We start from the raw sequence: 24,050 nt of genomic DNA, 5'->3' as shown, positions 1-24,050 counted from the left end.
ACAACGAAGTGCTCTAAATCTGAACAAATAAATAGTGAGAAGATTTAGTCCTTCAACTGATGAAATCCTAATATTATTACAGGAAATATCATGACTCAATATCAAACAGCAGTAGATGCAATCCGTGAATTAAAAGCAAAATTCGGTAGCACATGGCGTGACATTAGCCCAGAAGATGCTGCGCGTATGCAAATGCAAAACCAATTCAAAACTGGTTTAGACATTGCTAAATATACCGCTGCGATTATGCGTCGTGATATGGCTGAGTATGATGCTGACTCTAGCAAATACACTCAATCTTTGGGTTGCTGGCACGGTTTCATCGCGCAACAAAAAATGATTGCGAACAAAAAATACTTCGGTACAACTGACAAGCGTTACATCTACCTTTCTGGTTGGATGGTTGCTGCACTTCGTTCAGAATTCGGTCCATTGCCTGACCAATCTATGCACGAAAAAACCTCTGTACCTGCTTTAATTGAAGAAATCTACACTTTCCTTCGTCAAGCTGATGCAAAAGAATTAAACGATTTGTTCCGTGCGCTTAAAAAAGCAACAGCAGCGGGCGATACAGCGAAAGCCGCTGAAATTACTGCTCAAATCGACGGTTTCCAAACTCACGTTGTGCCAATTATTGCAGACATCGATGCTGGTTTTGGTAATGACGAAGCAACTTATTTACTTGCGAAGAAAATGATCGAAGCGGGTGCATGTGCACTACAAATCGAAAACCAAGTATCTGATGCGAAACAATGTGGTCACCAAGCTGGTAAAGTAACTGTTCCACATGAAGACTTTATCGCTAAGATCCATGCACTTCGTTATGCATTCTTAGAAATGGGTGTTGATGACGGTATCATCGTTGCGCGTACAGACTCTGAAGGCGCTGACTTGACTCAAAAAATCCCAGTGGTTAAAGAGCCAGGTGACATCGCTTCTCAATACATCAGTTTCCTAGAAACGTCTGAAATTGATATTGCAGATGCGCAAGAAGACGAAATCTTGATCAAACGTAATGGTAAATTACACCGTCCTAAGCGTTTAGCTTCTGGTTTGTACCAGTTCCGTGCTGATACTCAAATTGACCGTGTTGTACTTGACTGTGTATCTAGCCTTGAAAATGGTGCAGACTTACTTTGGATCGAAACTGCGACTCCAAACGTAGACGAAATCGCTCACATGGTGAACCGTGTACGTGAATCAGTTCCAAATGCGAAGCTTGTTTATAACAACAGCCCATCATTCAACTGGACGCTTAATTTCCGTCAACAGTCTTATGATCGTTTTGTTGCAGAAGGTAAAGACGTTTCTGCATATGACCGCGCTAAGTTAATGAGCGAAGAATACGATGCGACTGAATTGGCTGCTGATGCTGACGAAAAAGTTCGTACATTCCAAGCTGATGCTGCTCGTGAAGCGGGTGTGTTCCATCATTTGATCACACTTCCGACTTACCATACAGCTGCTCTTTCTACACATGAGCTTGCTAAAGGTTACTTCGGCGATCAAGGTATGCTTGCTTATGTTGCTGGCGTCCAACGTAAAGAAATCCGCGGTACGATCGCATGTGTTAAACACCAAGCAATGGCTGGTTCTGACATCGGTGATGATCACAAAGAAATCTTCGCTGGTGACAATGCATTGAAAGCTGGTGATGACTCTAAAAATACAATGAACCAATTCGGTGGTTAATCCTCCAAACTGATTCAGAAAAACCCTGCGAAAGCAGGGTTTTTTTATGGCTTTTAATTGCAATAAGACCAAGATATAAAGATTAAGGGAGCTTAAAGGTTTACATTTATATAATTAATTTCAATGGTTAAGAGATTGAAATCAGCAGCCACCTGATAAAAATAATACTTAAAGATATGAATTGTGCGGCACTACCCATATCTTTGGCATTTTATAAATTGTGAAACATGGATATTTCCATGCTTTTAGACTATTCTTTGAAAGAAGAAAGGTACGATGTACCTTTTTAAAGTTAAGTTATTTAAAAGCGTAAAACACTAAAAAGAAATATCATTATTTCAATGAAGCTGTATATCGTGTAAGTGCTTTACGACCAAGCCCAGGATCATCGGTAAAGATGCCATCTACCCCAGCTTTAAAGAACAGCTCATACTCTTGAATAGCACCTGTTTCACAACGCTCAGCTGAGTTGTTACTGCAATCAAGATAATTAGGTAAAAATTCATTTTCAGGACGTAAAGTATATGGATGTACTTTCAATCCTGCTGTATGGGCATCTCTTACAAATGAGGTTGCTGTCGCAGGTTGAGTATTGGGTAAAATATAGGTTTTACTAGGACCCACACCATCTGCATATTCTGCAACTTCTTTTAAACCTATCGCGGTAGCCATATCACCATAGGTTATTTTTAATTTTTGTTCAGTCGCATCGGCAGGTTGGGCTGTTTTTCCAGCATAAAGCTGAATAATTTTAACATTTTTAATTGATTTTAGTTGGTCTAGTTGTTTACGTATTTCTTTTAAATTACTGATTTCAAAAGATTGTAGATAAACAGGAGCAATTTCACGACTATACTTATTTTTTGCTAATGTTGCGAGTAATGGATTTTCTAGCGCTAAATTTTGAAGTTGGAAGTAAGTTGGATGCTTAGTTTCTATGTATAAGCCTATAATTTTTCCAGTTTTTTTATAATGATTATCCGTTAATTCAATAATTTGTTCTAAAGTTGGAATATTATATAAATCATTATATTGGAGGTTATTTGGGCGTATTTGTGAAATACGTTCACGGGCTTTAAGTTGATTAAGTTCGCTTAAAGTAAAGTCTTCTGTAAACCATCAAGTAAGGGGAACGCCATCAATAACTTTCGTGGTTTTACGATCAGCAAATTGAGGTAATTCGCTTACATTAGTTGTACCAGCAATTTCATTTTCATGACGTGCTACTAAATATCCGTCCCGGGTTGGGACTAAATCAGGTTCAATAAAATCGGCACCATCATCAATGGCTTTTTGATACGCTGCTAAAGTATGTTCTGGGCGTAAAGCACTGGCACCTCGATGACCAATGATTAAAATCTCAGGTTGATTAGCTACGGGTGGAGTCGTGACATGAACTGGGTCACTATCATTATTACACGCAACCAGATTGAGGATGAGTAGTGGTAAAGCAATTTTTTTAAACATCTATTTTTCCCGTGTCGTTGTTATTTATCGGGATATAGTGTCTAAGGAAATTGGTTCAGGAATATGACAAATGATAAAGAATTACAAGAAATAATGATGGGTTTAAAAAATCATCTTCATGATTTCTCCTTATTTTATGGTAAAAATTGTTTTTCTGTTAAATGTTATTGTGTTTTAACTTTTAGTCACTGAATATCAACATAAATTCGCTAAATTAGAAAATAATTTTTGAATGTTTAGCAATCTCACCTTTTATACTGCGATCAAGTCATATGCTGTCGAAATTTTTTATTCAACGACCTATTTTTGCTGGTGTATTGGCCATCATTGTGATGGCTTTGGGGCTTTTCGCAGTGTTGAGTTTACCCATAGAACGCTATCCTGATATTGCACCACCACGCATTACTGTAAGTGCAACCTATACAGGTGCGTCGGCTGAAACAGTTGAAGAAAGTGTCACCCAAGTTTTAGAACAGCAAATTAAAGGCATTGATGATTTGCTGTATTTTAGTTCGAGCAGTGACTCATCTGGTAGTAGTCGAATTAGTATAAGCTTTGAAAATGGTACAGATCCAGATACCGCACAAGTTCAAGTTCAAAATGCAATTAATGGCGTACTGAATCGTTTACCTGAAGATGTACAGCGCCAAGGTGTCAATGTATTTAAGTCACTGGGCGATACCCATATGGTGATTGGCTTGTACGATGCCTCGGGAAAAAGTGACAATATTGAATTGTCCGATTATATGATGACGCATCTGGAGCAAGATTTAGCCCGTATTGAAGGCATTGGTGAGGTTGATGTCTTTGGCTCACAATATGCCATGCGTATTTGGTTAAATCCTTTAAAATTAAAACAATATAACTTAATGCCAAGTGATATTCGTGCAGCAGTCGAAGCACAGAATACCCAAGTAGCAGCTGGAGCAATTGGTGGTTTACCAACATTAAAGGATCAATATTTAAATGCCAAAGTGACTTCAGGCTCACGCTTAAAAAGTGTATCTGAGTTTGAAAATATCATTGTTAAATCGACTAGAGACGGCAGTTTTATCTATTTAAAAGATGTTGCACGCATCGAATTAGGTGCGGAAAATTATCAGTCGTTTAATACCATTAATGGTTTTCCCTCTGCGGGAATGGGGGTTTCCTTAGCCTCTGGTGCAAATGCTTTAGCCACTTCAGCTTTAATTAAGGCCGAAGTTGATCATCTTACAGCAGAATTGCCCGACGGTTATCAGCTGGTTTATCCAAGGGATAATACGCCATTTGTACAAGAGTCGATTAAGGAAGTGGTCAAAACCTTATTTGAAGCCATCTTGTTGGTTATTGTAGTGATGTTTATTTTTCTACAAAATTGGCGTGCGACACTCATTCCAGCCATTACTGTGCCTGTAGTGATTTTGGGGACGATGGCGGTGTTATCTGTGCTGGGCATGAGTATCAATACTTTAACTCTGTTCGCCTTGGTTTTGGCGATAGGGCTGTTGGTTGATGATGCGATTGTGGTGGTTGAAAATGTTGAACGCTTGATGCACGAGAAAAATTTAACGGCAAAACAAGCATCCATTGAGTCGATGCAAGAAATTAGCGGTGCATTGATTGGGATTACTTTGGTGCTGACGGCTGTATTTATCCCGATGGCATTTTTTAGTGGCTCGACTGGCGTGATTTATCGCCAATTTTCAATTACTTTAGTGGCTGCAATGGCTTTATCTTTAGCTGTAGCACTGATTTTAACTCCCGCTTTATGTGCACTGATTTTAAAACCTAATCCACAACCTGCAAAATGGGCACTGTGGTTTAATCAAAAATTAGAAGGTTTAAAGCAGCTTTATTTAAAATTATCTAAGCTGACGATTCAACACAAAGCGATTTCCCTCGTTGTTTTTTTTGCATTAATCATAGTTTTTGCATTGTTCTATCGTGCGTTACCGACCAGTTTTATTCCTAGTGAAGATCAGGGTATTTTAAATGTGCAGTTTAAACTGGTCGATGGTGCGCCCATGTCAAAAAGTCGAGATATTGGTGAACAGATTCGACAATATTTTTTAGAACATGAAAAAGAGAATGTCAATTTGGTGATGATTCGCTATGGGCGTAATTTTTCTGGAACAGGGCAAAATTTGGGGCAGGGCTTTATTGCATTGAACCATTGGGATGAGCGTTCTGGACAAAAAAATTCAGCGCAAGCCATCCGTGAGCGTGCTTTAAAATATTTTAAAAACCATCCGAATGCACAAATTAGTGTGAGTTTGCCATCTTCTGTCAGTGGTTTAGGCCAAACTGATGGACTGGATTTTTGGATTCGTGATGTGAATGGTCAAGGTCGTCAATATCTAGAGAGCGAATTTAAGCAATTACAGCAACAAGCAAAAAAATATTCTACTTTTGAAAACTTAGATAAGCGTTCCAATCCAGATAAAGCGGAACTCAAGGTCAATGTCGATCAGAAACTGGCTATGGCAAATGGGCTATCACAAGCTGCTATTAATAGCACATTGTCCAGTGCATGGGGCGGCAGCTATATCAATGATTTTATTGACCGTGGTCGGATTAAGCGAGTCATGATGCAAGGCGATGCAGAATTCCGTTCTAAGCCAGAAGATTTGCAATATTGGTTTGTGCGAAATGATTTGAATCAAATGGTTTCCTTTAGTCATTTTGCCAATGTGACTTGGAGTGGTGGTCCTGAAGTGGTCAATCGCTATATGGGTTATACCGCCTTGCAAATGGAAGCAGATACCGCTAAGAATGTCAGCTCAGGAGTTGCGATGCAAGACGTCACTCAACTGGTTGAACAGCAAGCTGGTATTGATGTGGCATGGAGCGGTTTATCTTTTGAAGAGCAAAAATCAAGTAACCAATCACTGCTGTTATATCTAGTGTCGATTGGCTTTATTTTTCTATGCTTAGCTGCGCTTTATGAAAGTTGGTCTATTCCTAGCGCAGTCATGAGTGCGATTCCGCTCGGGATTGGTGGCAACATCTTATTGAGCTATTTTGTCGGATTTCCCAATGATATTTATTTCCAAATTGCTTTACTGACCACTATTGGCTTGTCCTGTAAAAATGCCATTTTAATTGTTGAGTTTGCATCCTTAGCGCAACAGCAAGGTAAAAATGCAATTGAAGCTGCGTTGGAAGGTGCGAGTCTGCGCTTACGTCCTATTCTTATGACCTCATTGGCATTCGGTGCAGGAGTGATTCCATTGGTCTTTGCTTTTGGTGCGGGGGCTGTGAGTCGTCAAGAAATTGGCATCAGTGTGTTAGGCGGGGTTATTTTTGCAACCATTTTGGTGCTGATTTTTATTCCATTTATGTATGTGTTGATACGAACACTGTTTAAAGTCAAAACTCAACGATAAAAGAGTCCTGTACGCCACAACATCAGCAAGACTACATTAGGCGTTTGTTTGAAATAGGTTCAAGCTATTTCATGACCAGACATTTAGCGTTGCTGATTGGAGTTGGGCTATAAATTTATCATATCAATACAAATTCTAATGTTAATATATGGTGTAATCTCAACTATTTAGATCAATGATTTTCTTGGAATTTAGGCTATGCCAGAGCAACAACAAAAAAAACTCAGCCAACAAGAAGTGGTGCGCTTAGAACGAGATTTAGCCAAGTTTGCCAATATGATGGATTCGGTGGTGCGTATTCCATTTACCAAACAAGGGGTCGGGGCAGATGCCGCGTTAAGTACCATTCCTGTGGCTGGTGATGTTGCAGGGTTTGCACTGACGTGTTATGCCATTTATAAAGCCAAACAAATTGGCGTGCCCCAGAGCAAATTAAATTCAGTGATGAAATTGGCCCTGATGGATGCAGTCATTGGTTTTATTCCTGTGATTGGGACTATTTTTGATATTTTTATACGCCCAAGCCGAAGAGCCTTAACCGTTGTGCATGAGCACATTCGAGAGGAATATCAGATTCAGAGTGATGCACATGTACTGCATCCTTTTTTACATGAAAGCTTAGAGCGTAAACAGCAGACGTCAGCATTTTGGCGCAACCCCTTAGTCGCTTGGATTTGGCTGCATATTCCAGACCTTTTAGGAGCAATCGTTCTCGTCCTCATACTGATTGCGATGTGGTTTGGACTGAGCTGGCTATGGTACTGGTTTCAAGGTCTAAATGTTTAGCTTATGCTATGGATAAAAAATGATGGATTATATTGCTGCAAATTTACCTGCGATTGATTTTGAGACAACACGAAATTTTTATGCCATGTTGGGGTTTCAGTGTCTTTATCAATCAGAGGTATGGATGATTCTAGAGAAAGAGAACTTGAAACTAGAGTTTTTTCACCATCCAGAATTAGACCCGAAAACGTCTTGGCATAGTGCATGTATTCGTGTGCAAGATTTATCGGTTTTGGATCAAGCTTGGCGTAATTTAGATTGGTCAGTATTTCCCAATGCACGTATCACCGAAATGCAGCAGTTAAAGGAAATTGAACTTTTTTGTATAATTGATATTAATGGTAGTTTATTACGCTGTATTCAGCACAATTAAAAAAGCCTCCATGTAGGAGGCTTTTTTCGATCAATTGAATGAAGAAATATTATGGACAATTTAACTGTTGTAATGCAGCTACACGTTGCTCAATCGTTGGGTGGGTTTGGAACAAAGCTGCTAAGCTAAAACCTTGTTCTTTGCCTTCCGTAATTGCGAACGCTTTCATTTCTTTTGGCATTTGATCAGGAAGTTCTGATTCAGATTGTAAGCGTAATAATGCAGAGATCATGGCTTGTTTACCGGCCAAACGTGCACCAGCTTCGTCGGCACGATATTCACGGTGACGTGAGAACCACATCACAATAGAAGAGGCAAGTATACCAAACACAATATCTAATACGATGGTAATACCAAAGTAAGCTAATCCTGGTGCTTCGCCATCTTCACGACCAAATACATTACGGTCAATAAAGTCACCCACAACACGAGCAAAGAACATTACGAAGGCATTGACTACGCCTTGTATAAGCGCAAGTGTGACCATATCACCATTGGCAACGTGACCAATTTCATGCGCAAGTACAGCACGAAGCTCATCTTTGTTCATACGTTCGAGCAAACCCGTTGAAACGGCAACTAAAGCATCGTTCTTGTTCCAACCTGTGGCGAAAGCATTTGATTGATAAGAAGGGAAAACACCCACTTCTGGCATTTTAATACCAGAACGTTGAGCCAATTGCGCAACTTCTTGTAATAACCATGCTTCCGCTTGGTTACGAGGTGCATTCGGGTCAATCAGTTCAGTACCCGTGGTTTTTTTTGCCATCCATTTAGACATGAATAGAGAAATGAGTGAACCAACCATACCAAAGACTAAACAGATGACCATCAGGTTGCCCAGATTTAAGCCGCCTGCGCCATGGTAACTACCGACACCGAAGAGTGACAAAATAATGCCAGCTACTACCAGTACCGCGAGGTTGGTAAGCAAGAACAAACCAATCCGCATCATTGAGATAATCCTCTTATAATAAAAAAGTAATCTGATTTATGAATCAAAAATCATTTCAGTAAATATGAGGTGTAAGCCTAAAAAATTCAAGGGAAAAATGGTTCATTCTATTGAATGATGAAATTTATAAGCTGATTTTTTTAATCAGCAATTAATATTTTCGCAGAAGCTGTCGCATGAGCGGTGGCGTATGAGCGCATTGGGGCATCAGTAAAACTGCCATTGGCTGCCATTATAATTTGACGTTGTTCACTATGAGAAGGAGAAGGTTCATTTGGCGTCGATTGCGCAATAATTTTAGCATTATCTGGATGATTATCACGATTTGAGCTCAGACCTACACCATTTGAGTATAAGTTGCTGAAACGACTACTGACTCGTCTTACATAATCTTGGGTTTCTTTAAATGGAGGAATACCACCATATTTTGCGACATTACCTTCACCTGCATTGTAGCCAGCTAAAACCAATGACGTATTGCCATTAAAACGTTTGGTTAACCATGCTAAATATTTTGCACCAGCCATAATGTTTTGTTGAGGATCAAAAGCATTGGAAACATTAAAACGTCGTGCTGTGGCAGGCATAAGTTGCATTAGACCTTGCGCACCCACAGGGGAGCGAGCATTGACATTAAATCCAGATTCAGTATGCATGACGGCTTTAATTAAGCCTTCAGAAATACGGTGTTGTGATGCCGCTTGCTTAATAATATGGTCGAAAGCATTTTTATTGCGATTATAGCTTGGCAAAACGGAAGCTTCAGAACTTCCCCAATTGCTATAACTATGCATATTGCTGTCAGGATAATAGGTCTTTTTTTCAACTTTTAAATGACTATATCGACTTTGTTTGTTGGTCAGTAAAGTTGTGCCATTGGAATCTTTTAATTGATAAATGGTTTGACCCGCGTAACTCGTCGCTGTAACAAAACTAACTGTTACACACCCCAAAATATAAAGCCCAATATTTACAATGTTATTTTTCATTTTTAATGTAGAAAAAATCTGCCTCAAACAGTTAAAGAAGAGTTTAACAAAAAAAAATAGGATAGAAAGTATTTCTGGGTTTATTTCTCATGAAGTTTGTAAAAAGCAAGTGCTGGTTGTAGATATAGTAATCAAAAAATATTTAATTTTTTTTTAATCAGGATAACTTGACACTGTTAAGCGATTGATTTTATTTAAAAATAAAATAGATCAAAAAATGATCAATTTAAATGGAAGCCTTAAATAATAGGTCTGAGACCTTGTCAAGCCTTTTGAAATCCACAAAGTTATCCACAGGTTTTGTGGACAACTGTGGAAAAGTACAAACAGTAAGCGTTCTGAGTAAAAAATGAACTCAAAAGGTCAAAATAGCATGTAGTCCATTACTTGAAAATGACAGCAATCTTTAATTTTCAGAAAATAAATTCTTTTGGTGCGATATGCAGCTGAATCGGATAAAATCGCGCGGTATTTTTATTTATGGTTTATCTCGTCTATGTACTCGCCAGTTGAGTCCGAACAAGGATTTAATTTCAAACCAGAACTGCCTACAAGTTCGGCATATTACCGTTTGTTGAAAAAGCTTCGCCGTCAAGTCGGTCATGCCATTCGTGATTTTAAAATGCTCGAAGAAGGTGACAAGGTAATGGTATGTATTTCTGGTGGTAAAGACAGTTATACCTTGCTAGACATCATGTTGCAGTTTAAACGTATTGCACCAATAAACTTTGATGTTGTCGCGGTTAATCTGGATCAAAAGCAACCCGGTTTTCCTGAAGATGTATTACCACGTTATTTAGAAGAAAATAACATTCCGTATTATATTTTGGAAAAAGACACCTACAGCATTACCAAAAAGTTAACACCTGAAGGTAAAACGTATTGTGCAGTGTGTTCACGATTACGCCGTGGTTCTTTATATGGTTTTGCGCAGGAAATTGGGGCAACTAAAGTCGCTTTAGGTCATCATCGTGATGATATTATGGCAACCTTCTTTTTGAATTTGTTTCATGGCGGTAGCTTAAAAGCGATGCCACCAAAACTTTTGTCATCTGACAAGAAGAATATTTTGATCCGTCCACTGGCTTATGTGGAAGAAAAAGACATTATCAAGTATGCAGAAATGCGACAGTTCCCAATTATTCCATGTAACTTATGTGGGTCGCAGGAAAATTTACAGCGTGCGATGATTAATAATATGCTGCGTGAATGGGATGCACAATATCCGAAGCGCTTACATAGTATTTTTGGTGCGATGCAGAACGTATCACCTTCACAATTGGCTGATCGTGAGTTATTTGATTTCGAAGCTTTAGATGAGCAACGTGAAATTGATTTCACAGGCAGTTGTTCAACTGAAGATGAAGTACAAAATAAACGCATCAATATGGTTGATTTAGGTTTCGCGGTAGAATAAGTGTTCTTTTAAAACACCAATTTTAGGATTGGTGTTTATTTCATGTATTTGATTTATTTAATAAAAGTATTAAAAGTATTAAAATTGAACGTTCAGTGCAAAAAACTTTAAGCAGAAAATAATTTTACATGCTATAACAAGCGTCAAGCACAATAGCTTCACAAAGATGTTGTCTGGATAGGCGACACATATGAACAAATAAATTGAGGAAATATCATGCCTGCTTTTTTAACTGATGATTGGTTTTCAACAGTAGAGACTTTAACTGCTCAAGCTGGTGACTTAAACTTGCCCCCTACACTTGCAAATTTAGCAATTAACTTGGTGGTTGCAGATTCAGAAGGCAATACTGAATTGTCTCTGGATGGTGGTGCAATCAAAAAAGGTCTATCTTCAAGTGCGAAAACGACGTTGAATATGGATGGTGAAACACTTCGCAAAGTGTTCCTAGAGTTTGATATGGCTGCAGCAATGCAAGCATTTATGACCGGTAAAATTAAAGTTCAAGGTGATATGTCGCAATTGATGGCTTTACAAACTGCTAAGCCAAGCCAAGAACAAAAAGATTTATTTAAAAAAGTGCTTGAGCAAACCGCTTAAGTATTTTTAACAAAAAAAGCTTAGCAATCTAGCTAAGCTTTTTTTTTGTCTACAGTACACAGACTAGATATTGACTAACTGCGGTGTCGATTTAATATGTTCCAAATAGGCACGGATACGAGTCACATATTGAACAGCTTGTCGATAACGACCATTACTGGCTTTGTTGTTATCTAAATAACTGTATAAATTAACCCAGTTATTGGGATTTTTACCTTGTGCTTTAATTCGATTTTGAATCTGATTGACTGCACCAGGTCCCATATTATAAGCAACAAGTGCATACCAATTACGATCAGGATAAGGGATATGTTTATATCGGCTTAACATTTGGTCGTAATATTTCGCGCCACCTTCAATACTTTGGGTAGGGTCAGTTCGATTACTCACACCCATGGCTTTGGCAGTGCTGTTGGTTAGCATCATTAAACCGCGAACACCCGTAGCTGAAACTGAATTCGGTTTTAAGTAGGATTCTTGATAGCCAATCGCTGCTAATAGATGCCAATCTAAATCATATTTTGCGGCCGTATTTTTAAAGCTGGCTTTATAAATAGGCATACGTTGATTCAAATCGCGCTGAATAGTGCCCCATGATCCTTCTTTAACCACATTTTGATTGTAGAATGACGCAAGTTGACGAATTGAACCCGATTGTTTTCCTTTACACACAAAACCACTTGCGGTTTGGGTGAGTGGATCATCAGCATGCTTAAATACCCAATTTAGGTTGGTATTTAAGCCATTTTGTTGCAGGCTACTTAAATCACCACAGGTTGCCGAAAATGAAGTTAATTGCTTTTTCTCAATCGTACTTACATTGGCAGTGGTCATGGCAAAGTTTGCTTTACCTTGTGATATCCACTTTAGTGCTGTGGCATTATCTGGAACAGTTTTAAATATAAGTTTAACATTTAGACTATTTGCATAATTACGTGCTAAGTCATAACCAAAACCATGTAGGTGTGAACCATCTTTAAAGACTGTGGTCGAGTTTTCGACTGAAACAACGGTTAATTGCTTGTCGTTTACTACAGAATCGTATTGGTACGATTTACTTGCATTAATACTGTGAAATGGCATTAACAGTGTACTAAATGCAAGAATTTTTAAGGAAAAAGAAGAAGTTAAAGAGTTAAGGCTAAGCCTCGCTCCAGAAGTTGAACTACTGTGCATGTTGTCTCCGCTACAAGTAATTTATGCCCTAAAAAGTAAAGACAAACATGCCTCAGACTTTTTCAAGTTTGATAAATTCAATAAGGGTCGGGCAGTCATGACGTCATTCAAAAATGACATTGGATTAAAAGGAGAATAATGTAGAATCTCTACATAGATTAAAAAGTGATCAATTTAAAAGCATGGGCGCATAATAAGGCTGAAAAACACACTTGTCAAATTTTGTACTAATTTATTTTAAAGAATACGGTGTAAGTAATTAATTTAATTTAATAATTAATTTTATAAATTTTAACTCTGTTTGAAAAGTTGATAAAATAGCGCATTATTGTCATTAAATTGTAAGTTTAAAACCTAAAATCACTATGAAATCTAACTTAATTACACGTGCTGGGCATGACAAATTAGTCGCTGAATTACAACATTTGTGGCATACAGAGCGACCAGAAATTACCCAGAAAGTAAATTGGGCCGCGAGTTTAGGTGACCGTAGTGAAAATGCAGATTATCAATATAATAAACAGATTTTACGTAAGATTGATCGTCGGGTTCGTTACTTAGGTAAGCGTTTAGAAGAGTTTAAAATAATTGATTTTTCTCCAGAGCAAGAAGGGAAAGTCTATTTTGGGGCTTGGGTCGAGATTGAGAATGATCAAGGTGAACAAATTACGGTGCGTATTGTCGGAGTAGATGAAATTTATGATCATCATCCGCAACATATTTCAATTGATTCGCCTATGGCACAAGCTTTACTTGGAAAACAAGCCGATGATGAGGTTGAGGTGGTGACACCATTAGGCAAGAAACTGTGGTATATCAATGAAATTCGTTATGAAAAACCTGAAAATTTAGTAAATTAATTTATTTTGGTTTAATTTTAAGCATTCGGTTGTGAAAACGTACAAAAGTATTTGCTAAGATTGGATTTTATTTATATTATAGCCGCCATTGGAAGCGTGGCAGAGCGGTTTAATGCACCGGTCTTGAAAACCGACGAGGGTTTACTCCCTCCGTGAGTTCGAATCTCACCGCTTCCGCCATATTGAAGTTTTTGACACTGTTTAACACTATATAAGCAATTGACTTGTAAGGTTAAAGTTAGAAACGAGCGGTATAGCAAGCTATGACACAGTACGTCAATGAGCGGTTATAAAGTATTAAAAAATGCAGTAAGATTATCTCTTACTGCATTTTTTGTTTATATGCTATGACTGCACGTGGAATCAATAAACTGATTGCTTTACAGGTTAAAAAGCAAAAGCGAATCCTGATAAAATGTATAAGCTTCCTGATGGTGGAAATTTTTGCCTGCGCATAGAGTCCAATGGTAGCAAATACTGGATATTTAACTATACACGACCTTATTTTGCAAAAGGTAATGATCTATCACTAGGTCTATATCCAGAGGTTACTTTGGAAGAGACGCGTACAGTTCGTGACGATTATAAAAAGTTAATCAAGCAGGGAATTGATCCAGTAACAGTAGGTTTAGAAACCAACAATCAAAAAACAAAAAGAAGCAGAGCATACTTTTCGTGTGGTGAGTGCGGAGTGACTTAAAAATGCGAGTTGGAAGGCAAGCAGGACGAAGAAACCCTTCGTCGTTTAAATTATGATGCCCTTATCCTTATATAGGCGATATGAGCTTCCCACAACTTATTGTAGAAGTATTAGAAGTAAAGCATTTCAGCGTATTATTGACCATCAGACATTATCTGTCGCCAAACGCTTAAAGTTAGATTTAAATCAAATTTTTAAATTAGTGCGAAAAATAAACTGATACAAAATCACCCAATTGTAGATATAGAATTATCCAATCCACAAGGGGGGCAGCAGTGATCGAAGAACAAGATCTAGCACCCATACTGAATAAAATCTGGAACTATTCTAAATTACACGCACACTGTTTGATGACCACACAAGTTGCATTAAAGCTCTCAGTCTTGACCTTTCAACGCCTCGGAGAAATTGGTAAGCTTAAAAAGTCTTACTACTATCCAGAAGAACAACGGCAGATATTATCTGCCGTTTCTATAGATCATATCGATTTAAGGTTGTAGGCTGTTAATCATCAGCACTAAGTTTTGTGCTTGTGCTGCCGCTAAAACAAAACTTTGGTTTTGAGTTGGTAGAGTCCATTGTTGATTGATACTACCTGTACAGTTGTAACGAATAATCGTTGAGCGACCATCGACACTTGGGGTAAAACCACCGCTTAAATCAAGACACTGGGTCCCTTGATGAATGGCTTGGGTGGTTGAATTGATACTCCATGTTTGTCCAGCATCATCATTGCTACATGCTGTCAGTGTCATTGAGCTGGTTAGACATTGATTAATGTATTGGCGGTTATGTACTTTGCCCATTGCGTCATAAATCCATTCTGAAGCAGCAACGTTACAACCATTGACACCACTCGCATAGACTTCAAATTTACCCTCGCTGAGTTGACCCGCTTTTAAGCAAGCATTACCTTTTGAAGGTAAACGTAATTGAGTAACATTGGCGAGAGGTTGATCATTTTGCAAGTCCAATTGCTCTGTAAAAGCTTTAAATGCTGAAACAGTAGTAGGATTGGTAGCAGCTAGGTCAGTACGGTAGGCATTTACCCAGCGGTTTAGACGATACAACTTGGTTTGTTGCTCGCTATAGCGTTGTAACTCGGTTTGTGCGGCATTGGATAACTCAGATTTATAGCCTGTGTAAGAGTCGTAGAGTACTTTGGCATTTGGTGATAGGTTAGCAATGGCTTTGCCTTGATTGCTAAGTAAAGCTTGTTCCAATTGTGGTAATTCAACTTGACGTAGTGCTTTAAATCCTTGTTGCTTACCAATCACTACCGCAGCAGGGAGTGCTGTGGCATAGGTTGGGATTTCAATCGATGAGAGTTTAACTGCTTGTTCATTGGCTTTTTTACAGTATAAATCGACACTGCGTGGTGCATCGCTTTGGGCGATATTGATATGCAGTTTATTGGCATTACTTCCCATACGGCTTGGTGCAAGGGCAATATTTTCCTCTGCTTTGTTTACATATTTGACGTTAATCCAACAGCTTGCATTAGCCAAACTGGTTTGCGCCTGAGGTAGGGTAAAGACATTACCCCAGTTGCCACGCGCCGCAGGGTACAATAAGCCCACATTGTTGACAGGGTCATAACCACCTAAAATGGTAAAAACGGGTACCCCAAATTGGGTTGGTTTTAGGTAGTTACCATCGGTACGGTTGTACCAAACGTTATTTGAATTAGGGACTTTGGGTTGAATAACTTCCATTTGGCGTGTGACCGCATTCCACTGTTTATAACCTGTGGCTGAAGCCGCGTCCCATACCGCACGGTTAAAGGCAGGTTGGATGTTATTTTTGGCACTATGACCTGTGTAATGAGTAAATCGTGAAAGCGAACTTGAAAAAGCACCACCAGACATTGCATCAGGTGCGTAAACATATTTATCTTGGAAAGTAGGCGTGCCATTTGCACGGTTGCTCATATCGCTGACATTCCAAAGCAGGTTTCCACGCATACGGTTACGGTATGCCATATATCCCCAACCACTGTCATGGTGATGTACTGCCCAAAAGTAGTTGCCATCTACTGTGCCAGGATAGTGCCCAAGCCCAAAGTGATGCCCAATTTCATGGCTAAATTCGTTTCCAGACGAATCAATGAGGGTTAAAATACCATTACCGCCACTTAAACCGTGATTGGCATCACCATTTTGATACTTACCCCATGCATGGTGAATGACCACACTTTGCGTTAATTGCGGTTGTTGTTGGCTTGCCATACCTGCACTGGTCACACCCCAGTTGGCAAGATTGATCCCTGTACTAAAGGTTGATTTAGCAGTATTTTCTCGCATATCTCCGCTATAAACATCACCTGTGGTCGCACTCTTATCATCATAAATCACACCGCTTGCGACCATGACTTTATTGAGTTGCATATCGTCATATTGACTCACAATCATTCGCGCAGCGGGAATGGTTTGTAGGTAATCTGTTCCCGCTTTTTCAGGTTCATTCAGCATGTAGTGTCCGTTGGACTTACGTGGCGCTGTCAGCATACCTAAACGAATACTTTGTACGAGTAATTCAGCTGGTGGCGCAAAATCAATTGCGGTGGCAGCCAGACGACCATTTTGACGTGATGCAGGATCAACAATACGAATATTTAAACCTGGTTTGACTTCATCCCAATTGAGGGCGGCAGTCCATGCGCGTTTTGAATATTGTACCCGTGGACGATTGTCTGAATTGGTTTGGTCAGAGGCAGGAATTTGCGATGGCTCTTGTAATGCTACACGACGAATCAGGCGACTATTTAAATAAATTTCAGCATTGAGTTGCTCAATGTCACCCATTTCTGGGGTGGGCGTGACCAGTAACAAACCATCTTTTTCGCTGGTTAAACGCGGCATTTGCTTGGCTTCATTGCCACTTGGGTCAACGGTATGATCCTGTGCAAATTGAATCATGGCGGCAAAATTACCCGTTAAGTCATTACGCACCGTGCGGGCATTACTATTTTTGTCAGTGTCGTAAAAACCTAAGCTGGCTTCGTTGGGAATATCCTTGGTCGGTTCAGGATAAGCTCCTTGCATGCGCATACGCATGGATGCAAGGCTTAGCGTTTCTCTTGAATCAGCATTATTAGTAGGAGCTGTTTCTGGGGTGTTTTCCCCGCACGCAGCAACTAAGGCTGATAAAACACATATGGTTAATGTGTGTATTGGGAATTTAGTCACAATTTTCATATTAAAATTGACCTGATTTGCAATGTATTAAATTGAGATGCTGTTTATAAGATAATATCTTAAATTTATTATATGGGTATATATTAAATATGAATGAGTGAATTTATTTTAAGACTTTTAATCTAATTTAAAAATGACAATTATTGGCTTGTTCTGAGCTTCTTATTGTTATTAAGTGACATTTTTTGTCATTATAAAGAGTTATTTTGTTTATCTTAGTTGGTTATTCATATTTTACTTAATATCTTGTTTTTCATTATTTTTATTTTAAATAACTTAATTATAATTAAAATAAAAAATTAAATACTTCTCCTTAGTTTGATAAGTGATCAATTATGGGGTGAGTTAGCTATTTATTATATGGTGTGGTTTTAAAATAAAGATAAATATTGTATCTTGGTGCATGTTTTTATGGGTCTGGTATTTTATTTTTTTTAAGACAGTTGTATTTTAATTTGATTTATTTTGATTTCTATTACTGTTTTTATTATAAATAATACTTGCATCACATTTTTAATTTTTTGTGTCTTCGTTTTTATAATGATGAATGAAATGAAAACGAAAAACTCAGCGTTAATATTTAATTTTAGGGTGGCGTAGAGATGAATAAAGTATATAAAACGGTGTGGAATAAAAACCTTGGTTGCTGGCAAGTAACTTCAGAGTTGGCTAAAAGCCATGGTAAAAGTGCTCAAAGTGCAACGGTAACGGGGCAAATCAAACAAGTCGCTCAAAGTGTGTTGCATTTTGCCCGTTTATCTTTATTGAGTTTGGCGTTACTGCCGATTTCGATTTGGGCGGGAGTGCATGATGTGCAACTGCCGACCAATGGCACAGTGACGGCTGGTTCAGCACAAGTTACGCAAAATAATAATACCTTAAATGTGCAGCAAAATAGCCAAAATGTTGGCATTCAGTGGGATAGTTTTAATATTGGGCAAAATGCCACGGTTAATTTTTATCAACCGAATTCATCTTCGATTGCAGTCAACCGTGTGCAAGATAGTAATGCCAGCCAGATTATGGGTAAACTCAACGCCAATGGTCAGGTGTTTTTACTCAACCCGAATGGGGTGATTTTCTCTAAAACCGCACAAGTCAACGTCGGGGGGATCGTGGCGTCGACTTTAAATGTCACCGATGGTGATATTATGAGTGGTAATTTTACTCTGAAAAATCAGGGCGCTGCTGGTAAAGTTGAAAACCATGGTTCGGTGATTGCCAATGGTGGTGTGGTGGCCTTTATTGCACCGACTGTCATCAATACAGGCGAAATTCAGGCGCAGAATGGCATGGTACATTTAACCGCAGCCGATCAAGTGACCTTGCGTTTACAAGATGGTCAATTGACTGAATACCAAGTGGAAATTGGCACGTTACAGGGTTTAATTGATAACAGTGGCGCAATTTTAGCCAATAATGGTGCAGTATATTTAACAGCCAAAGCCAAAGATAGTTTAAGCAAAGCGGTGGTTAATCATAGCGGTATTATTGAAGCCAATCGTTTAAGCCAAGATGGCAAAGGCGAAATCATTTTACTGGCAGATATGCAACATGGCACCACCAATGTGAGTGGTGTGCTCAAAGCCGAAGGTAAAAATGGTCAAAATGGTGGTTTTATTGAAACCAGTGCAGCACAAGTAAAAGTAGCTGAAACGACCCAAGTTTCGACCTTATCGGATGGGGGTAAAACAGGGACATGGTTAATTGACCCGACCGATTTTACCATTAGTGCAGGTTCGGCAGCGCAAACAGGCAGTGGCATTGGCGCAACCACATTAGGAACGAATTTAAATAGCACCTCGGTGATTTTAGAAACTCAAGCCGCAGGCGCAGAAAAAGGTGATATTCATGTCAATGCTGCGGTGACGTGGAACAAAGACACCACGCTCACCCTAAAAGCGCATAACGATATTAATATTAATGCCAATATCACTGCACAGCACCAAGATGGTAAAGTTGCGTTGCTGTATGGACAAAATGACAGTCAAGATGCCAATTATCACCTTAAAAATGGCGCAAAGATTAATCTACAGGCGGGGCAAAATTTTAGTACCCAAAAAGGCAGCGATGCCAGCAAGCGTATAGATTATAACGTCATTACCAATTTAGATGCCTTACAAGATGTCAATAATGAGCTGTCAGGCAATTTCGTCCTTGGGACGGATCTCGATGCAACGGAAACCAAAGATTGGGGTACGGGCGATGAAAAAGGCTTTAACCCACTTGGCAATGAATTTGATTACTTTACTGGGCGTTTTGATGGCTTAGGGCATACCGTCAGCAATATCACCATCAACCGTCCAAATAGTTATGATGTTGGGTTGTTTGGACATATTGATGGGGCGATTGTTCGTAATATTGGCTTAATTGGCGGTTCAGTTGTTGGGGACAGTTTTGTTGGCGGCTTGGTTGGACAAAGCACGAATCACAGCCTGATCGAAAATGTATTTAATACGGGTACAGTCACAGGTTATGGCACGGTTGGTGGTCTGGTGGGGGGGAACTTTGATGGTGGTATCATCAAAAATGCCTATGCCACAGGCAATGTGCACGGTGAGCAAAACTCGACTTATGTGGGTGGTTTAGTCGGTGGTAACGATGGTGGAAGCCTCGAAAATGTCTATGCTTCAGGCAATGTTGACGGTAGCGAAGTTGTTGGTGGTTTGGTCGGAGACAATAACCACGGTGCTACGGTCAAAAATGCCTATGCCACAGGTACAGTCACAGGGACGAAAAATGTCGGTGGTTTGGTCGGTAATAACCACTATGATGCGCAAATTAAAAATGCTTATGCCACAGGTGCGGTCACAGGTAGTGATCGTGTAGGTGGTTTAGTTGGTGAAAACCTTGCTGCAAGTATTGAAAATACTTATGCTTTAGGCAAAGTCACAGGTACGACTGCGGTCGGTGGTTTACTGGGCAATAATGTGCAAGGCACAGTCACCAACAGCTATTGGGACAAAAATAAAACTGGGCAAAGCACCAGTGCAGGTAGCGCCGATAGTAATGGCTTGACCAGCGATGAAATGTTTAGTGCGGATAAATTTATCGGTTTTGACTTCGATAAAATTTGGGGTAATGCCGATGGTCAAACCACGCCGTATTTGAAAGATCAAATTGGGGCGAACCAAGTCGTTAATAAACAAGATCAAGCGGGTGGTTATTACAGCGTTATTCAAGATATTAACCAGTTACAAAGTGTAAATAAAAACCTTGCAGGGAATTATTTACTCGGCAATAACATTGATGCCACTAATTCCAAAACATGGGGCGATGCTAATGGCATGGGCTTCAACCCATTGGGTGACAATAACAATGCCTTTACAGGAAAGTTGGATGGCTTAGGTCATACCGTTTCAAATTTGTATATTTACCGTGACCAAGTCGATAACGTCGGGTTGTTTGGCTATATTCAAAATGCCAGTATTAAAAACCTTGGGTTGGTCAACAGCAACATTACAGGTAAAAATCAGGTTGGTGCTTTGGTTGGAACCAGTGCGCAAAATTCGCAGTTGTATAGCGTGTATAGTACAGGAACGGTAACAGGTACAGGCAATGCCACAGGTGGTCTGATTGGGCAACAGCAAGACGGTTCAAAAGTCGAGAGCGCTTATTCAACCAGCCAAGTGACAGGTAAAAACGATGTCGGTGGTTTGGTGGGAATGAACCAAAACGCAACCATTAAAGATACGTATGCCACAGGTGCGGTCACAGGTGAAACCAATGTGGCAGGTTTGGTCGGCAGCAATACCGCTCAAGCCAGCATTCAAAACGCCTATGCCACAGGTCGCGTTACAGGTAATAGTTCAGTTGGCGGTTTAGTCGGCAACAATAGTAATGCAACCGTTAGCAAGGGACATTGGAATAAAGACACTACGGGACAAAATAATAGTGCAGGCAGTGATGCAAGCTTTGCGTTAAACAATGCAGACATGAAAGATGCCTCTAAATTTACGTTCCTCGATGCCGATAGCAAACTCGGTGGTAAAGATACGGCATGGCGTATTTATGATGGCTTAAGTGCGCCTTTATTGCGTAGTTTCCTGACCACTGCCGATTTATCCGTGACTGATAAAACCACAACGTATACAGGTAAAGAACAAAATTTTGCTGAAGTGTGGGGCTTAGACAGCAGTAAATACACTGCCAATGGTCAAACCAATGGTACTGATGCAGGTAAATACAAAGCCACTTACTATAGTGATAACCAAAATGGTTATGACTTTATAGGCAATGAAGGCACCTTAACCATTAATAAAGCCAAAGTCACGGTCACAGGTTCGAGTGAAAATGACAAAATCTATAACGGTCAACAGCAATCGATGAATAATTCGGGCTATACCGTCGGTGGATTGGTTAATGGTGAAAGTGAATCCTTATTAGGGAATATCACGGCATCGGGGGCATCGGGTAAAGACGCAGGCAATTATGTCAATACGGTTGCAGGTGAAAATATCACCACCAAAAATTATGATATTGCCTATGTTGATGGTCAATTTACCATTAATAAGAAAAAAGCCACGGTCTATGCAACCGATGAGGTTCGAGACTATAACGGGTTTAACCAGAGAGTTGATAGTTTCCGTGTGGATGGTTTGGTTGAGGGTGAAGATCAATCTGTCTTGGCAGTCAATGCTGTTGCCAATCGTACCAATGCAGGGACGCAAGACCATTTGGCAGCATATAATGATAAGACTAAAGGCGATAAAAACTACGATATTACTTTTGTTAAAGGGACTTATACCATTAACAAAGCCACTGCAACGGTGAAAGGCAATAGTGCAACAACCGTTTATAATGGTCAGGTTCAAAATGTCGCTGGATTTACCATTTCAGGCTTAAAGGGTAATGATGCGAAGAATCAAGCAACGATCTTTAGTAGTGCAACAGCTTCGGGTGCAAGTGGTGAAAATGCAGGCAGCTATGTCAATACTGTGACTGGTGGGGAATCAACTGGTAACTATAATATCGTCTATGAAAATGGTTCACTTGATATTGCCAAGAAACAAATTACAGGTAGTATTACCGCGCAAGACAAAGTCTATGACGGCAGTTTAAATGCTACGGTCAATGGTAGCTTGAGTGGTGTGATTACGGGTGATGTGGTTGATTTAACTGCTCAAGGACAATTTACCGATAAGAATGCAGGACAAGGCAAAGATGTTACGGTATCGGGCAATTTAAGCGGTGCTGATGCAGGTAACTATAGCGTGAGCAGCAACACGACTACGAAAGCAACGATTAGCAAGAAAGACATTACAGGTAGCATTACTGCGCAAGATAAAGTCTATGACGGTAATACCAATGCCACGCTCAACGGCAGCCTAAACTCAGACGAGATTATTTTAGGTGATCAGTTGGTGTTAAATGGCACAGGTAGCTTTAGCGATAAAAATACAGGTGTCGGCAAGGAAGTAAATGTCTCAGGTAGCTTGAGTGGAACCGATGCAGGCAACTATCAAGTCAACACCAATAGCAGCACCCAAGCCAATATTAGCAAGAAACAACTGCAAGGGACTTTAACCGCCCAAGACAAAGTCTATGACGGCACGACTAGCGCAGTCGTACAAGGCACCTTAAATCCAAATGATGTGATTGTAGGCGATAACGTTACAGTCGGTGGCACAGGTCAGTTCTTGGATAAGAATGCAGGTCAAGGCAAAGTGGTGAATGCATCAAGTAGCTTAATTGGTACAGATGCAGGCAACTATGAATTGACCACGAATGGATCAGTGACTGCCAACATCAGCAAGAAAGACATTACAGGTAGCATTACCGCGCAAGACAAAGTCTATGACGGTAGTTTAAATGCCACGGTCAATGGTAGCTTGAGTGGTGTGATTACGGGTGATGTGGTTGATTTAACTGCTCAAGGACAATTTACCGATAAGAATGCAGGACAAGGCAAAGATGTTACGGTTTTAGGTAGCTTGAGTGGAACCGATGCAGGTAACTATCAGGTCAACACCAACAGTAGCGCTAAAGCCAATGTTGCCAAAGCCAAAGCACAGGTCATCGGTAACAGCTTAACCACGACCTTTAATGGTCAACAACAGCATGTCGATGGTTTTACTGTTGAAGGTTTGGTGAATGGCGAAACAACTTCTGTCTTAACAGGCGTGACGGCAACAGGTGCCAGTGCTACAGCAGAAGGGACGTATAGCAATACTGTCAGTGGTGAAGATCAAAACTATGAATTGATGTTCACGGCAGGAATGCTCAAAATCCAAACACCGCTGATAATACCCCCTGTTACGCCTGAACCACCAACAGTACCGAGTATTCCTGAACAACCCAACCAACCGAACGGTTCAATTTGGCAAGCTTTGTTGGATGATAACTACCAACGTGCGATTCATTTTTCACCTAAAAAAGACAAGCCAAAACGTTCAGATGACATCAATATCGAAATCATAGGAGATGGCATCAATATGGACGGTATTCACACATTCGCAGGGAACTTCTAA

At 39.8% G+C, this 24,050-nt stretch carries 12 protein-coding genes, 1 tRNA gene and 2 pseudogenes; 10 read left to right on the top strand and 5 right to left on the bottom strand.

Annotated features, from left to right (window positions below; translation table 11 throughout):
* Nucleotides 1–90 precede the first annotated feature (90 nt).
* A complete protein-coding gene (locus tag B9T25_RS01110) occupies nucleotides 91–1,692 on the top strand; it encodes an isocitrate lyase (protein WP_086186657.1) in 1,602 nt (533 codons plus the stop codon).
* Nucleotides 1,693–2,025: 333 nt separating this feature from the next.
* On the opposite strand, the pseudogene B9T25_RS01105 reads toward B9T25_RS01110, so the two are convergent.
* A pseudogene (locus B9T25_RS01105) lies at nucleotides 2,026–3,159 on the bottom strand (glycerophosphodiester phosphodiesterase).
* A gap of 272 nt (nucleotides 3,160–3,431) precedes the next feature.
* On the opposite strand from B9T25_RS01105, the gene B9T25_RS01100 reads away from it, so the two are divergent.
* The 3 genes from B9T25_RS01100 to B9T25_RS01090 all read left to right on the top strand — a co-directional run bounded on the left by B9T25_RS01100 (nucleotide 3,432) and on the right by B9T25_RS01090 (nucleotide 7,686).
* On the top strand, nucleotides 3,432–6,527 hold the full coding sequence (locus tag B9T25_RS01100; protein WP_086186656.1) for a multidrug efflux RND transporter permease subunit: 3,096 nt from the start codon (nucleotides 3,432–3,434) through the stop codon (nucleotides 6,525–6,527).
* A gap of 198 nt (nucleotides 6,528–6,725) precedes the next feature.
* Nucleotides 6,726–7,313, top strand: a complete 588-nt coding sequence (locus B9T25_RS01095; RefSeq protein ID WP_086186655.1) for a DUF4112 domain-containing protein — start codon at nucleotides 6,726–6,728, stop codon at nucleotides 7,311–7,313.
* 19 nt (nucleotides 7,314–7,332) lie between these two features.
* Entirely contained in the window at nucleotides 7,333–7,686 is a 354-nt protein-coding gene (locus B9T25_RS01090; protein WP_086186654.1) for a hypothetical protein, read from the top strand.
* Between the two features lie 49 nt (nucleotides 7,687–7,735).
* On the opposite strand, the gene htpX is transcribed toward B9T25_RS01090, so the two are convergent.
* Together htpX and B9T25_RS01080 are read right to left on the bottom strand one after the other, a co-directional pair.
* Nucleotides 7,736–8,641: a protease HtpX gene (gene htpX, locus B9T25_RS01085; protein ID WP_086186653.1), complete on the bottom strand. Its 906-nt coding sequence runs from the start codon at nucleotides 8,639–8,641 to the stop codon at nucleotides 7,736–7,738.
* 140 nt (nucleotides 8,642–8,781) lie between these two features.
* The gene (locus B9T25_RS01080; RefSeq protein WP_086186652.1) at nucleotides 8,782–9,630 is read right to left on the bottom strand and encodes a lytic transglycosylase domain-containing protein; all 849 of its coding nucleotides are present in this window, start codon (nucleotides 9,628–9,630) and stop codon (nucleotides 8,782–8,784) included.
* Between the two features lie 496 nt (nucleotides 9,631–10,126).
* On the opposite strand from B9T25_RS01080, the gene ttcA reads away from it, so the two are divergent.
* Nucleotides 10,127–11,047: a tRNA 2-thiocytidine(32) synthetase TtcA gene (ttcA, locus tag B9T25_RS01075; RefSeq protein ID WP_086186651.1), complete on the top strand. Its 921-nt coding sequence runs from the start codon at nucleotides 10,127–10,129 to the stop codon at nucleotides 11,045–11,047.
* A 216-nt stretch (nucleotides 11,048–11,263) separates the two neighbouring features.
* On the top strand, nucleotides 11,264–11,647 hold the full coding sequence (locus B9T25_RS01070) for an SCP2 sterol-binding domain-containing protein (protein ID WP_086186650.1): 384 nt from the start codon (nucleotides 11,264–11,266) through the stop codon (nucleotides 11,645–11,647).
* Between the two features lie 63 nt (nucleotides 11,648–11,710).
* Here B9T25_RS01070 and B9T25_RS01065 read toward each other — a convergent pair whose 3' ends face one another.
* Nucleotides 11,711–12,823: a transglycosylase SLT domain-containing protein gene (locus tag B9T25_RS01065; RefSeq protein WP_086186649.1), complete on the bottom strand. Its 1,113-nt coding sequence runs from the start codon at nucleotides 12,821–12,823 to the stop codon at nucleotides 11,711–11,713.
* Between the two features lie 365 nt (nucleotides 12,824–13,188).
* Between B9T25_RS01065 and greB the strand changes: the two genes are divergently transcribed.
* From greB to B9T25_RS01050, 3 genes and pseudogenes are all read left to right on the top strand, one after another.
* Nucleotides 13,189–13,683 (top strand): transcription elongation factor GreB, encoded by a 495-nt coding sequence (gene greB, locus B9T25_RS01060; protein ID WP_086186648.1) that lies wholly within the window; start codon nucleotides 13,189–13,191, stop codon nucleotides 13,681–13,683.
* 90 nt (nucleotides 13,684–13,773) lie between these two features.
* Nucleotides 13,774–13,863 (top strand) — tRNA-Ser (locus B9T25_RS01055).
* A gap of 167 nt (nucleotides 13,864–14,030) precedes the next feature.
* Nucleotides 14,031–14,832, top strand: a pseudogene (locus B9T25_RS01050) (tyrosine-type recombinase/integrase); the annotation flags it as partial.
* Nucleotides 14,833–14,871: 39 nt separating this feature from the next.
* Here B9T25_RS01050 and B9T25_RS01045 read toward each other — a convergent pair.
* Nucleotides 14,872–17,580 (bottom strand): M66 family metalloprotease, encoded by a 2,709-nt coding sequence (locus B9T25_RS01045; protein WP_086186647.1) that lies wholly within the window; start codon nucleotides 17,578–17,580, stop codon nucleotides 14,872–14,874.
* A 602-nt stretch (nucleotides 17,581–18,182) separates the two neighbouring features.
* Between B9T25_RS01045 and B9T25_RS01040 the strand changes: the two genes are divergently transcribed.
* Entirely contained in the window at nucleotides 18,183–24,050 is a 5,868-nt protein-coding gene (locus tag B9T25_RS01040; protein WP_086186646.1) for a YDG domain-containing protein, read from the top strand.

The sequence above is a fragment of the Acinetobacter sp. ANC 4470 genome (assembly GCF_002135335.1).
GTDB lineage: Bacteria > Pseudomonadota > Gammaproteobacteria > Pseudomonadales > Moraxellaceae > Acinetobacter.
This window is presented reverse-complemented; position numbering and strand designations above follow the sequence as displayed.

Bases quoted from the DNA above. Each gene is read 5' to 3' on its own strand.
- B9T25_RS01070 (WP_086186650.1), top strand. From the start codon at position 11,264: ATGCCTGCTTTTTTAACTGATGATTGGTTTTCAACAGTAGAGACTTTA.
- htpX (WP_086186653.1), bottom strand. From the start codon at position 8,641: ATGATGCGGATTGGTTTGTTCTTGCTTACCAACCTCGCGGTACTGGTA.
- B9T25_RS01100 (WP_086186656.1), top strand. From the start codon at position 3,432: ATGCTGTCGAAATTTTTTATTCAACGACCTATTTTTGCTGGTGTATTG.
- greB (WP_086186648.1), top strand. From the start codon at position 13,189: ATGAAATCTAACTTAATTACACGTGCTGGGCATGACAAATTAGTCGCT.
- B9T25_RS01110 (WP_086186657.1), top strand. From the start codon at position 91: ATGACTCAATATCAAACAGCAGTAGATGCAATCCGTGAATTAAAAGCA.
- B9T25_RS01090 (WP_086186654.1), top strand. From the start codon at position 7,333: ATGATGGATTATATTGCTGCAAATTTACCTGCGATTGATTTTGAGACA.
- B9T25_RS01045 (WP_086186647.1), bottom strand. From the start codon at position 17,580: ATGAAAATTGTGACTAAATTCCCAATACACACATTAACCATATGTGTT.
- B9T25_RS01040 (WP_086186646.1), top strand. From the start codon at position 18,183: ATGAATAAAGTATATAAAACGGTGTGGAATAAAAACCTTGGTTGCTGG.
- B9T25_RS01065 (WP_086186649.1), bottom strand. From the start codon at position 12,823: ATGCACAGTAGTTCAACTTCTGGAGCGAGGCTTAGCCTTAACTCTTTA.
- ttcA (WP_086186651.1), top strand. From the start codon at position 10,127: ATGTACTCGCCAGTTGAGTCCGAACAAGGATTTAATTTCAAACCAGAA.
- B9T25_RS01080 (WP_086186652.1), bottom strand. From the start codon at position 9,630: ATGAAAAATAACATTGTAAATATTGGGCTTTATATTTTGGGGTGTGTA.
- B9T25_RS01095 (WP_086186655.1), top strand. From the start codon at position 6,726: ATGCCAGAGCAACAACAAAAAAAACTCAGCCAACAAGAAGTGGTGCGC.